Origin of the sequence: Rodentibacter mrazii, assembly GCF_001998825.1 — a bacterium.
GTDB classification, from domain to species: domain Bacteria; phylum Pseudomonadota; class Gammaproteobacteria; order Enterobacterales; family Pasteurellaceae; genus Rodentibacter; species Rodentibacter mrazii.
In genome coordinates this window covers 1-12,784 of the sequence record NZ_MLHG01000007.1, presented here as the reverse complement: position 1 = coordinate 12,784, position 12,784 = coordinate 1, and the positions used below count along the sequence as shown (strand labels likewise).

Below are 12,784 nucleotides of genomic sequence, written 5' to 3'. Positions count from 1 at the left end.
ATGAAGGTGGATTTTTACTCACAAGCATAACCCTGTTTGGGCAATGGCTTTCCGTCTAAATAGGCGGTATCTTCTTTTAAGGTTAAGCGGTCTTCAATAAACCATTTAATCACCACAGGGTAAATACGATATTCCTGCTCTCTTGTGCGTAATTCAATCTCTTCTACATTGTCATCAGGGAAAATCGGTACTTTGGCTTGTAAAATGATTGCGCCACCATCCATTTCTTCATTCACAAAATGAACGGTTGTACCGTGTTCGGTATCTCCTGCCTCTAGAGCCCGTTGATAAGTGTTGAGACCTGCATATTTAGGAAGTAGAGAAGGGTGAATATTTAAAATTTTTCCTTGGAAACGTTGAGTAAATTCAGGCGTCAAAATCTTCATATAGCCGGCGAGCACAATAAGATCAACATCAAAACTTGCTAAATAATCGCCAATTTGGCGATCCATTTCTTGATTGCTCGTGAAATCTTGACGTAAAAAAACACTTGTAGGAATGACTGCACTTTTAGCCCGTTCAAGCCCAAAGGCATCATTTTTATTGCTGACCACACACGCAATTTTGGCGGGGATAAAACCTTTTTCACAAGCATCAATAATAGCTTGTAGATTATTTCCTTGTCCTGAAATCAGAACAGCAATTTTTTTCATAAAGATCCTAAAAATAGAGAAAAGAAAGGCGAATTTTCATTCGCCTCAAAAGGGGGTTATTGAATCACAACTTGCTCTTCGCCATATGTTGCCTGTTCAATATGTCCGATAAGCCAAGCATTTTCACCGGCTTGTTTTAAAAGTGCCAATGCGGTTTCCACTTGATCTTGCGGAAGGGCAATCACCATTCCCACGCCACAGTTAAAGGTACGGTACATTTCATAAGTAGAAATATTGCCTTGTTCTTGCAACCATTTAAAAATTGGCTGCCATTCCCAACTTTTTTCATTAATCACTGCTTTGGTATTTTTCGGTAATACGCGTGGAATGTTTTCCCAAAAACCACCGCCGGTGAGATGGGCAATCGCGTGAACATCCACTTGTTTAATCAGAGATAAAATAGATTTCACGTAAATTTTGGTTGGTGCAAGTACTTGTTCGCTTAATGGTTTACCGGCTAATTGCTCGGTTGTCGGATTGACACTGGAAACATCAATGACTTTACGGATTAAAGAATAACCGTTTGAATGTGGGCCGCTTGAACCTAAAGCAATTAATGCATCACCGCTACGCACTTGACGACCATCAATAATTTCGGATTTTTCAACGACGCCAACACAGAAACCGGCTAAATCGTAATCGCCTTCGTGGTACATTCCGGGCATTTCGGCTGTTTCACCGCCGACCAAGGCACAACCTGATTGCACGCACCCCTCTGCAATGCCTTGCACCACGTCTGCTGCTACATCAACGTCTAATTTTCCGGTCGCATAATAATCTAAGAAAAACAGAGGTTCGGCACCTTGTACCACCAAATCATTGACGCACATTGCCACGAGATCAACACCAATGGTATCGTGTTTTTTCAAATCAATAGCTAGGCGTAATTTTGTTCCAACTCCGTCAGTTCCTGAAACCAAAATAGGCTCTTTATATTTGCTTGGAATGGCACACAATGCGCCGAATCCGCCTAGGCCACCGATCACTTCAGGACGTGTAGTGCGTTTTACATGTGGTTTGATTCGTTCGACAAGTTCATTACCCGCATTAATATCAACGCCGGCGTCTTTGTAACTTAATGATGGTTTACTCACAATGTTTTTCCCATGTTAATTAAATGAAAAATCAGCGCGGATTGTATCAGTTTAGGCAAACGTTTGCGATAAATTTTATATGAAAAAAGACCGCACTTTATAACTTTATAAAAGTGCGGTCTTTTTGAATAAAGTTTTTAGCGATTCGCTAATTCAAAAATCATGGCTTCGGCTTGGCAACAGAAGGTAAAACTTGCATTTAATTGTACGCCGCCTTCAATAGGCAATATTTCACTTACAATTTCACAAGGATCACTTTCTGTTTTACGTGCTTTCTCCGTGAGACGGGCTAGGGATTGTTCCGCTTCTGCTTGATTTGTATAAATTTGCTCAATGTTAACGGTACGGTCGGAACCGTCAATAATGGCGCCCACATCCACACAGCTACAAGTCAATGATTCTTCTGCTTTGCATTTTACGCTCATATTTTGTCCTTATTTTAAAATTAAATTGGCGTTATTTTATCACTTTTAAAAAGCAGATGAAAACTCTCCGCACTTTAAATAGAAATCTTCACTGGTCGGAACTCTATGAAAATAAACAAAATGAATTTGCACTACAATAAATAGCGTTTTAGAATCACGCGGATTTTATTTTTATATAAATAACAAAAGGTTCCAAATGAAAAAATTTAATCATTCCTTATTAGCAAGTATAGCGTTAATTACAGCAGGTGGTGCAAATGCCGCAGCATTCCAGTTAGCGGAAATTTCTACCTCCGGTTTGGGGCGTGCCTATGCCGGTGAAGCTGCGATAGCGGATAATGCTTCTGTCGTGGCAACAAACCCAGCGTTGATGACTTTATTTAAACGTCCTGAAATTTCTTTTGGTGGTGTTTATGTTGATGCAAAGGTTAATTTAGAAGGGGAATTTACTTCGGATTCTCCGCAAGTCCGTGGATTGTTGGCTAATAAAAATGCAAATCAAAGTAATATTGTGCCTTCAGCCTTTGTTCCAAACGCTTATTTTGTTTATCCGATTAACGAGAAATTTTCTGTTGGTGGAGGAATGAATGTTCCTTTTGGATTAAAAACAGAATTTGATTCGGACTATAGTGCGGGTGTATTTGGCGGAAAAACAGATTTAACTGCAATTAATTTAAATCTTAGCGGTGCTTATCGTATTTCAGAGGGTTTGAGTTTTGGTTTAGGTGTTAATGCACTTTATACCAAGGCAAAATTAGAGCGAACAGCTGGCGTTGGGGCAGATTTGATTAATGCTCGGGTAAGTGCTCAAGCTGGTCGTCCTGTGAAAGTGTTGGATAGCAGTGATGTTGTGACGCGTTTACAGGATAATGAATGGGGATTCGGTTGGAATGCCGGCTTGGTTTATGAATTTAACGAGCGTAACCGTTTGGGGGTGGCTTATCATTCTCCGATTACTGTGAATTATAAAGATAATACCGCTTTCAATCGTAACTTAAAACGTACAGGCGCGGCAGAATTGGATCTTGATTTACCGGGCTATTGGGAAATTTCCGGTTACCATAAAGTGACAGATAAATTTGCGTTCCACTATAGCTATAAATATACAGATTGGAAACGCTTTAAAGAATTGAAAGCGACCTATAATAGTGATGGCGAAACGGCTTTACAAAAACCTGAATATTTCCGTGGCAATTCCCGTATTGCTCTAGGGGTTTCCTATGAGGCGACAGATAAACTGACTTTACGTAGCGGGATTGCCTATGATGAAACAGCCGCAGATTCGTATCATTCTGCCTCGATCCCAGATACGGATCGGACTTGGTATAGTTTAGGGGCAACCTATAAAGTGACACCTGATTTATCAATTGATGTTGCCTATGCTCATTTAAAAGGTAAGAAAATTACATTTAAAGAACAGCAAGAAAATATTCCTTTTGCAGTAAATTATACGAGCAAATCCAGTGCTAATCTTTACGGTTTAAATGTAAATTATCGTTTCTAATTTAGTTAAAAATTCCGCATAATAAAGCGTACTTCGGTACGCTTTTTTTATGTTAAAAAATGGGGCAGAAAATGACCGCACTTTACTACACCTATTATCCTTCACCAGTGGGAAAACTTTTGGTTCTGTCTGACGGTAAACACATCACGCATATTGATTTTGAAAAAGAGCAGTTCGAGCCGAATCCTAAATGGGTTGAAAAAAATAATCTCCCCCTTTTTCAAAAAGTGCGGTTAGCTTTTGATCGTTATTTTAAGGGAGAAGCGGAGACATTTTCGGATATTCCCTTGAAAGCTGAGGGAACTCCATTCCAGCAAGCAATTTGGCAGGCTTTACGACAAATCGGTCATGGTGAAATATCGAGTTATGGCGAATTGGCAAAGATGATTGATAACCCGAAAGCGGTGCGGGCAGTAGGGGGAGCCGTGGGAAGTAACCCGATCAGTATTATCATTCCATGCCATCGTATTTTAGGCAAAAATAAAACCTTAACCGGTTTTGGTGGTGGATTGGCGGCGAAACGTTTTTTGCTAGAATTAGAAAAAATTGCTTATGTTGATAAAGGAACGGAACATACCCGTCCTCGTTTTTTTAAGAAATATAACGAATGATGCCTCAAAACTTAGCAGCGCTTCTTCAAAAGGCACAGTCTATCGCCGGATTAACGTTTGGGGAACTTGCCGATGAGCTTAATATCCCTGTTCCTCCAAATTTAAAACGTGATAAAGGTTGGGGCGGTATGCTGTTAGAGACTGCTTTAGGGGCGACTGCCGGCAGTAAAGCCGAACAAGATTTTGCTCATCTTGGGGTGGAGCTCAAAAGCTTACCGATTAATGAACAGGGTTTTCCGTTGGAAACTACTTTTGTTAGCCTTGCTCCACTGACACAAAATTCCGGTGTGCAATGGGAAAATTCGCATGTTCGTCATAAATTATCTTGTGTACTTTGGATTCCTGTTGAAGGTAGCCGGCATATTGCCTTGCGTGATCGTCATATTGGGGCACCGATTTTATGGCAGCCCAGCCCAGAACAGGAAAGTCAATTAAAACGGGATTGGGAAGAATTGATGGAATATATCACTTTGGGAAGACTAAATGAAATTACAGCCCGTATCGGGGAAGTGATGCAGTTACGACCAAAAGGAGCAAATAGCAAAGCCATCACCAAAGGCATTGGTAAAAATGGCGAAGTAGTGGAAACATTACCGTTGGGATTTTATTTAAGGAAAGAATTTACAGCAGGAATATTGAGAGAGTTTTTAGGTAATTAGATTTCGCCGATGGCGGCCTACTTTCTTTTACTCGTGTAAAAGAAAGTAGGCAAAGAAAACACGCCCCAGTTAAATTGCTGTTATTCGCAACTCAGCATATCTGACTTGCTCACCCCTTCGGGGCTGTCGGCAAAGCCGACATTCAAAATCCGTTGGATTTTGTCTTTGCTTTGTTGTCATTTTCTTAACGCTAAATTTGTAAACTCGCTACGCTCAAACAGTACAAATTTAGCTAAAAATGCCAAGTCGCAAAGGCAATTTATATAGGGACCCGAATTTATAGGAGCATTATTTAAGGTGCGGTTGATTTTAGAAAAGTTTTAAAAATATTAAATTCTAACCGCACTTTATTCATAGAAAAAGTAGGTAGCCATCGGCGAAACCCGATATCAATTTCAAAAAAGAAAATAAAAAAGGCTCCTATCACAGAAGCCTTACTTTCTTTACGCCACCTGAGTAAAAAAGTCTCTCAATCCGATTAATACATTATTCACCGCTACCGTTGCCAAAATTAATCCCATCACTCGGCTGATAATTGCCGCACCGGAATTTCCAATAAAGTGCTGAATACGGTTCGCAGCAAGCAGTAAAATATAAGTAATCAACAATACTGCTAACATAATTCCGGCGGTAATAAATTGTTCAGTGAAATTAAAACGGTGATTGTCCGTTAAAAGCACTATCGCCATCATCGCACCCGGTGAGGCAATAGAGGGTACGGCAAGAGGGTAAACGGCAATTTCCGTAATGTTTGCTCTCATTTTAATTTCTTGTTCCGGTTTACTTTCACCAAAAATCATCGTTAAAGCAAAGAGGAAAAGGACTAATCCCCCTGCGATTTGGAAAGCCGGAAGGGGAACTTGCATGGCTTCAAAGAGAATTTGTCCGCCTACTAAAAAGAAAAGGAGAATACCGGCAGAAATAATCACTGCATTACGCGCAATTTTTCGGCGTTCCTCAAGGGAAAAACCAATCGTTTTGGAAAGATAAACGGGAATCGAGCCAATTGGGTCAATTACAGCCCAAAGTACAACAAACTGAACAATCAAAGAATCAAACATTTATTTTCCTTTATGTCATAAAAATATAAACCTGAGTTATTCTATCAGATAAAAAGTATAAAGTGCGGTAAGTTTTGGTCATTTTTCAGAATGTTCAAAAACCTTGAAAAAACCGACCGCACTTTGTAGTTGAACACCGTAAAAAATGAGTGGAATGCGGCTCCGTTGCCAAGGAGGGACGCCTAATTCTTGCCAAATTTTTTTGATTTCCTCTCTTGGGCGTTTCGGGTGATGTTTGATTTTTCCTGAATAATTGAAGCGGATTTGAATCGGTAAATCAGTAAGAGGCAATTCAACTGAAAATTGTTGCCAAGAAAAAATAAAGTGCTGTGGGGTTCGTTGCAAATAAAGTTCGCCAAGATTGTCGGGAAGCAAAATGTGGTCATCTTGCATTTCAAGGCAAATGCCCGTTAAATCCGCAAAATCAGCGGTGAGATATAAACAGGATTGATAACGGCGGACAATCTGCTTTCCTAAATGAAACTGCGGATTGGCTTCTTTTTTTGCAAAAATAACATCATTTATTAGTTGTTCGAGTTGGCGTTTACTTGGCATTTCCCATTGATTTAGAGAAAACCACATTCGCAAAAGTGCGGTCTGTTTTGGCGATGAATATTGATTGAAATTGTGAAGTTGAAATTCTGTTGGCGTTTGGCAATGGTCGAGAAAAGTTTTTTGTAAGAGTTCGTTAATTAGCTGTTGTTGCTCAAAACAATGCTGTGCAGCGCGTTGAACAGCGTGATCAAAATGTGTCCAACGTTCACGGAGCTTTGGCAGAATTTCATTACGCAAAAAATTGCGTTCATAACGGGTATCATCGTTACTTTCATCAAAAATCCAAGTTAAATTTTCAGTTCGTGCATAGCGTTCTAATTGTTCTCGGGTAAAGGAAAGTAATGGACGAAAAATCTTCATACCAAATAATTCGCTTTGCTTTTGTATTGCGCCTAATCCTTGTAAACCGCTACCACGTTTTAGTGCGAGGAAAAAAGTTTCCGTTTGATCGTTTAAATGATGTGCGGTGGCGAGAATTTCGTTGGGTTGAATATGTTGCTGAATAGCCTGATAACGCGCCTCACGTGCGCCGGCTTCAATACCGTTGCGGTAGTCAATTTGTACTTTCTCAATAATGAGTGGAATCTCATATTGAGCACACAAAGATTGACAGTGTTCAACCCAACTATCGGCATTGGGGCTTAAACCATGGTGAATATGAATAGCTCGGAGATAAAAGTGCGGCTGAATCTGAAGGAGTTTTGCAAATAAAGTAAGAAGAACAGTAGAATCTAAACCACCGCTCAAGGCGATAAGATAGTGTTGAGCGGTGGTTTGTTTAAGTTGTTGTTCAAAAGACGAAAACAAATCCATTAGGCAATTTTTTCTGCTTTGTATTGGGCGCTCGGATGAAGAATTTCAAAACGTGCCGCAATAGTTTGTAGCTCGTAAGAATTGAGTTCAAAGGTGGTTTTCATTACGCCTGCCACTTCATTATTCATTGCTTCAAAGGCTTCCACATCCGATTTTCCATTGAGTAAATTCGCTAAGAATGTACCGGCAATTAAATCACCTACGCCTACCGGTTCAAAGTTGAATTGATAAAGCGGGCGGCTTAAATACCAAATGCCTTCCGGTGTTGCCATAATGATTTCAAAAGTATCCGGATCATTGATTTTTCCTACTTTACCTAAATGTTTCACGAGGACTTTTTTCACTCCTTTGTCCAGCAAAGCACGCGCGGCTTTTAATACATCATCAAAAGAATTGATAGGGAACTCGCTGAGTTGACGCAGTTCATTCATATTTGGCGTCATAATATCCGCAACGGGAATGGCTTTCTCAATAAGCGCTTCGCGAACGCCATTTGCCACCACACAAATTTTTTCCGGATTTGGCATCACGGGATCGCATAAATAAAGGGCGTTTGGGTTGTGTTTTTTAATTTGTTCTAAGGCATACAGAATTTGATCCACTTGTTCCGGTGAGCCTAAATAACCTGAAAGCAACGAATCACACTCTTGTAATTTTTCGATATTATCCAAGCCGGTGACGATTTCACGAATTTGCTCTTGTGGAATCACCATACCCGTCCATTTTCCGTATTGTGTGTGGTTGGAAAATTGCACGGTATTGAGTGCCCATACATCCACACCTAATAACTGCATTGGAAAAGTGGCGGATTTATTGCCGGCAAAGCCGTACACCACGTGGGATTGGATGGAAAGTACATTTTTCATATTTATCTCCTTTTTATTAATGTGATTTCCCGTATATTGAATCCAAAATGGATTTGTAAGATAGGTGAACCCTTGTTTGAAGTGGTTCTAAAATAATATTCGATAATTTTAGACGAAAAAAAGAGCGAAAAATAACCGCTCTTTTCTTAAATTCACTTAGCAATAGCCATAAGACATTAAACGCTGATAACGGCGGTTTAATAATTCATCTTGGTTTAATTCGTCAAGTTCTGCCAAATCTTCCGTGAGACGTTTTTTCAAATTTTCAGCCATCAAAGCATAATTACGATGTGCGCCACCTAATGGTTCCGGTACGATATTATCAATTAAATTTAGTTCTTTTAAACGTGTTGCCGTTAATCCCATGACTTCTGCTGCGGTTGAGGCTTTTTCTGCACTTTTCCACAAAATGGAAGCACAACCTTCCGGTGAAATAACGGAATAGGTGGAATATTGCAACATATTCACTTTGTCGCCCACGCCGATTGCCAATGCACCTCCCGAGCCACCTTCACCAATGACGGTACAGATGACCGGAACGGATAATTGCGACATTTCACGTAAGTTACGGGCAATAGCTTCCGCTTGGCCTCGTTCTTCAGCACCGATACCGGGATAGGCCCCGGGAGTATCAATAAAAGTGATGATTGGGAGTTTAAAACGTTCCGCCATTTCCATTAAACGCAGGGCTTTGCGATAACCTTCCGGAGCGGGCATACCAAAGTTACGTTTTACTTTATCTTTAACAGTGCGACCTTTTTGATGACCAATAACCATCACAGGGCGATCGTCCAAACGTGCTAATCCACCCACAATGGCTTTGTCATCAGCAAACGCACGATCACCGGCAAGCTCTTCAAATTCAGTAAAAATATGTTCAATGTAATCAAGGGTATAAGGACGGTTTGGATGACGGGCCATACGTGAAACCTGCCAAGCATCAAGGTTGGCGAAGGTTTTTTTGGTTAATTCATCGCTTTTCTTTTGTAAACGTGTAATTTCGTCGGTTAAATCAACTTTATCATTAGAGGCAGAGCGTAATGCACCAATTTTGGCTTCCAGCTCTGCAATAGGTAATTCAAAATCTAAATATTCTTGGGTCATTTTCTTATCCTAAAAACACCGTAAAAAATCCACCGCACTTTATCAAGAATTAACTGGTGGCGCAAATAGTTTTCACTGGTTGGGCGAGCTTACAAACGTGCCTTTTTTAGCAATGACAAAACAAATAAGAAGGTCGAGCAAATGACAACCGATGGACCTGCTGCTGTGTCATAAAATGCCGAAAGCATTAATCCGCCAATAATCGAAAGCATACTTATCATAACAGCAAACCCGACCATAGATTCGGGGGTTTTTGCGAAACGGCGTGCCGTCGCAGCCGGAATGATCAATAAGGAGGTAATAATTAGTGCGCCGACAAATTTCATACTTAACGCAATAGTAAGGGCAGTCAAAATCATCAAAATAAAACGCATTTTTTTTATATTGATGCCTTCTACTTGGGCGAGTTCTGGAGAAACGGTAGTAGAAAGTAGCCCTTGCCAGAAATGAAGCAATGTACTAAGTACGATCACCACGCCGATAGCGATATAAATTAAATCAGTGTAATTTATCGCCAATAAATCGCCGAATAAATAGCTCATCAAATCAACACGAACATTTTTTAGCAAACCGACGGTGACAACACCGAGTGATAAGCAACTGTGTGCAATAATACCGAGCAAAGTATCAATGGAAAACTGAGTATTGCTTTCCAGCCATACCATGATAATCGCCAAAAGAAGGGTAAGGATAACTATGGCAATATAAGGATTAATTTGTAAGAAAATCCCTAATGCAACGCCGAGTAAAGCCGAGTGAGAAAGCGTATCGCCAAAGTATGCCATTTTACGCCATACTACAAAGACCCCAAGCGGCGCAGTGATGAGGGATAATAAAATGCCGGTAAGCAGTGCCGGAAATAGAATTTCAAACATTAAATATCCTTATTTTGACAACGATCAGCTGTGCCATTACAACTACAAACATCACCGTGTAAATTATGGTGATGATTGTGGTGATGGGTGTAAAAGCCAACATTTTGTGAAAGCCGATTACCCCATAAACGCATAAATGTCGGATCGTTTGATAGCGTTTCCGGAGTGCCGGCGCAGCAAATGTGCTGATTAATACAAATCACTTCTTTACTGTCCGCCATCACGATATGTAAATCGTGGGAAACCATCAACACGGCACAATTTAATTGTTGTTGGGTTTGATGAATCAGTTGATAAAGCTCCGCCTGACCGGTGATATCCACACCTTGAGTGGGTTCGTCCAATACTAATAAATTCGGTTTGTTTAAAATCGCACGGGCGAGCAATACCCGTTGCATTTCACCACCGGAAAGTTTTTGCATATTATTTCTGCGTAAATGTGTAATCGAAAGCTGCTCAAGTGCGGTTGAAATTTCAGATGTTTTTGCCCCTTTTTTTAAGGCAAGAAAACGTTCTACTGTAAGAGGTAAACTGTGATCTAAGTAAATTTTTTGCGGTACATAGCCAATACGTACATTTTGACTATAAATGACTTCGCCTGATGTCGGTTGTTGCAGTTTTAAGAGCGTTTTTAATAATGTGGATTTCCCACCGCCGTTTGGTCCAACAATGGTGATGATGGAATGGGGATAAATATTTAAATTGATATTTTGTAATGCTGTTTTTTGTTCAAATACCACATTGATATTTTTGAGTTCTATTAACGGGGAATTTGGATCGCATTGAATGGAATGAATTTGCATAATGCCGCCTATGTCAAATTTAGCGACTAACCTTAGCTTATTTTGTCATCTTTCTCAAGATGTTCTCTCTTTATGATGAATATTTCGACAACTTTTTTATGCGTTTTAGGGTAGAATGAACCTCTTCTATAATTCGCAGTCTGAAGACGATATTATTTTCACCTTAGGTACTTATTCTTGCAACATGTTAAATTAGCCCGAGACAGACGAAAACGAAAATCCCGTATTAAAGCGGCGATTTTTTTTGTCGCATTGGCGTTAATTTTCAGCGGTGTTATGTTGGAATTAAAAGATAGTGCGGAATCGGAACCCTCGGTTCAAAGTAATCTTGAGCCCGAAATGGTAGATGACGTGCAATATCAACCCCTCAAACCTGAAGAAAATGTGCAGATCTCGCCGGCGTCTGAGCAATCACATACTGAGGATGCCACCTCTTATGATGATGAATTGCAGGCCCAAGATGATGAAGCGGAAGAAGTTAAACCGGAATTTGATGAGCTTAATGATCTTCCGCAAGATGCACAAGATGCCTTGAGTGGTTTATTGGATGTCGCCGATCAAGCCTTACGTATTACCCATCAATTTAGCCATACTGTCGTACGTGGCGATACTTTGAAAGACGTATTAGAGCTTTCAGGGCTGGACGATGATACGGCAAAAGGATTAATTGCCTCTTATCCGGAACTTAAAAATCTTCGAGCAGGGCAACAATTTTATTGGATTTTAGATAAAAGTGATCAACTGGAATATTTAAATTGGCTTGTTTCTGAGAAGGAAGAGCGGATTTATGAACGCGTTGAAGAGGGAAAATTCAAACGTCAAATTTTAGAGAAACAAAGCGTTTGGAAAAAAGAAGTGCTGAAAGGGAAAGTGAGCGGATCTTTTGCCGCGAGCTTGCGTTCGTTGGGGCTAGAAGCTCGTCAAATCTCACAATTAAGTTCTGCATTACAATGGCAAGTGAGTTTACGAAAACTCAAAAAGGATACAAAATTTTCGGTTTTGGTTTCCCGTGAATATTTGGGTGATAAATTGACCGGGCAAGGGAATGTCGAAGCGATCCATATCCTTGCAGACGGTAAGAGTTATTATGCAATTCAGGCGGCAAACGGTCGATATTATAATCAACAGGGTGAAACCCTTGGCAAAGGTTTTGCACGTTATCCTCTGCAACGTCAGGCTAGGGTGTCTTCAGGCTTTAACCCGAATCGCCGTCATCCGGTGACCGGGCGTGTACGCCCTCATAAAGGGGTAGATTTTTCTGTGCCTCAGGGAACTCCGGTTATTGCGCCGGCAGATGCTTTAGTAGAAAAAGTCGCTTATCAAGCAGGGGGAGCGGGTCGCTATGTGGTATTGCGTCATGGACGTGAATACCAAACGATATATATGCACTTAAGCCGCCCGTTAGTGCGAGCCGGTCAAACTGTGAAAAAAGGTGAACGTATCGCCCTTTCCGGGAATACGGGGATTTCAACCGGACCTCATTTGCATTATGAATTCCATATTAATGGGCGGGCGGTTAACCCGCTTAGCGTGAAATTGCCGGGGACAAGCAGTATGGCAAATGCAGAACGTAAGCAATTCCTGAGAAGAGCAAAAGAAGCAGAGCGAATGCTAAAACTATAATTTGGGATTAATTGAAAGAAAGTGCGGTTAAAATTAGCCGCACTTTTAAGTTTTCTCTGCATTATGTAGCAAATACCGATTTTCTTATCCTCTTTCCCAACCAAAGGAATTAATCCTTTGGGGCTGACGTAGATTAGC

General features: G+C 40.5%; 13 protein-coding genes. 4 read left to right on the top strand and 9 right to left on the bottom strand.

The features are described 5' to 3' along the window. Positions 1-14: 14 nt before the first annotated feature. The 3 genes from purN to BKK47_RS00780 form a co-directional block, all read right to left on the bottom strand. Entirely contained in the window at positions 15-653 is a 639-nt protein-coding gene (gene purN, locus BKK47_RS00790) for a phosphoribosylglycinamide formyltransferase (protein ID WP_077493053.1), read from the bottom strand. A 56-nt stretch (positions 654-709) separates the two neighbouring features. Then, positions 710-1,747: a phosphoribosylformylglycinamidine cyclo-ligase gene (gene purM / locus BKK47_RS00785; protein WP_077493052.1), complete on the bottom strand. Its 1,038-nt coding sequence runs from the start codon at positions 1,745-1,747 to the stop codon at positions 710-712. 137 nt (positions 1,748-1,884) lie between these two features. Next, positions 1,885-2,172: a YfcZ/YiiS family protein gene (locus tag BKK47_RS00780; RefSeq protein ID WP_077493051.1), complete on the bottom strand. Its 288-nt coding sequence runs from the start codon at positions 2,170-2,172 to the stop codon at positions 1,885-1,887. A 196-nt stretch (positions 2,173-2,368) separates the two neighbouring features. Between BKK47_RS00780 and BKK47_RS00775 the strand changes: the two genes are divergently transcribed. From BKK47_RS00775 to mutH, 3 genes are all read left to right on the top strand, one after another. Next, positions 2,369-3,676 carry an outer membrane protein transport protein gene (locus BKK47_RS00775; protein WP_077493050.1) on the top strand — a complete coding sequence of 436 codons (1,308 nt, stop codon included), beginning with the start codon at positions 2,369-2,371 and terminating at the stop codon, positions 3,674-3,676. Positions 3,677-3,747: 71 nt separating this feature from the next. Further along, positions 3,748-4,287, top strand: coding sequence for a methylated-DNA--[protein]-cysteine S-methyltransferase (locus BKK47_RS00770; RefSeq protein ID WP_077493049.1), 540 nt, complete (start codon positions 3,748-3,750; stop codon positions 4,285-4,287). Beyond that, complete coding sequence (gene mutH, locus BKK47_RS00765; RefSeq protein ID WP_077493048.1) at positions 4,284-4,946, top strand: DNA mismatch repair endonuclease MutH; 663 nt, start codon at positions 4,284-4,286, stop codon at positions 4,944-4,946. Before BKK47_RS00770 ends, mutH begins: the two co-directional genes overlap by 4 nt. A 443-nt stretch (positions 4,947-5,389) precedes the next feature. Here mutH and BKK47_RS00760 read toward each other — a convergent pair whose 3' ends face one another. The 6 genes from BKK47_RS00760 to znuC all read right to left on the bottom strand — a co-directional run bounded on the left by BKK47_RS00760 (position 5,390) and on the right by znuC (position 11,023). Further along, positions 5,390-6,007: a MarC family protein gene (locus tag BKK47_RS00760; RefSeq protein ID WP_077433526.1), complete on the bottom strand. Its 618-nt coding sequence runs from the start codon at positions 6,005-6,007 to the stop codon at positions 5,390-5,392. Between the two features lie 78 nt (positions 6,008-6,085). Then, entirely contained in the window at positions 6,086-7,375 is a 1,290-nt protein-coding gene (tilS, locus tag BKK47_RS00755) for a tRNA lysidine(34) synthetase TilS (RefSeq protein WP_077493047.1), read from the bottom strand. Next, complete coding sequence (gene pdxY / locus BKK47_RS00750; protein ID WP_077493046.1) at positions 7,375-8,241, bottom strand: pyridoxal kinase; 867 nt, start codon at positions 8,239-8,241, stop codon at positions 7,375-7,377. Before pdxY ends, tilS begins: the two co-directional genes overlap by 1 nt. A 156-nt stretch (positions 8,242-8,397) precedes the next feature. Then, positions 8,398-9,345, bottom strand: a complete 948-nt coding sequence (accA, locus tag BKK47_RS00745) for an acetyl-CoA carboxylase carboxyl transferase subunit alpha (RefSeq protein ID WP_077493045.1) — start codon at positions 9,343-9,345, stop codon at positions 8,398-8,400. 89 nt (positions 9,346-9,434) lie between these two features. Next, positions 9,435-10,220, bottom strand: a complete 786-nt coding sequence (gene znuB / locus BKK47_RS00740) for a zinc ABC transporter permease subunit ZnuB (protein WP_077493044.1) — start codon at positions 10,218-10,220, stop codon at positions 9,435-9,437. Beyond that, positions 10,220-11,023 (bottom strand): zinc ABC transporter ATP-binding protein ZnuC, encoded by an 804-nt coding sequence (znuC, locus tag BKK47_RS00735; protein ID WP_077493043.1) that lies wholly within the window; start codon positions 11,021-11,023, stop codon positions 10,220-10,222. The genes znuB and znuC overlap by 1 nt, the downstream gene beginning before the upstream one ends. A 177-nt stretch (positions 11,024-11,200) precedes the next feature. Here znuC and mepM point away from each other — a divergent pair, with 177 nt between their 5' ends. Further along, a complete protein-coding gene (gene mepM, locus BKK47_RS00730; protein ID WP_077493042.1) occupies positions 11,201-12,646 on the top strand; it encodes a murein DD-endopeptidase MepM in 1,446 nt (481 codons plus the stop codon). Positions 12,647-12,784 lie beyond the last annotated feature (138 nt).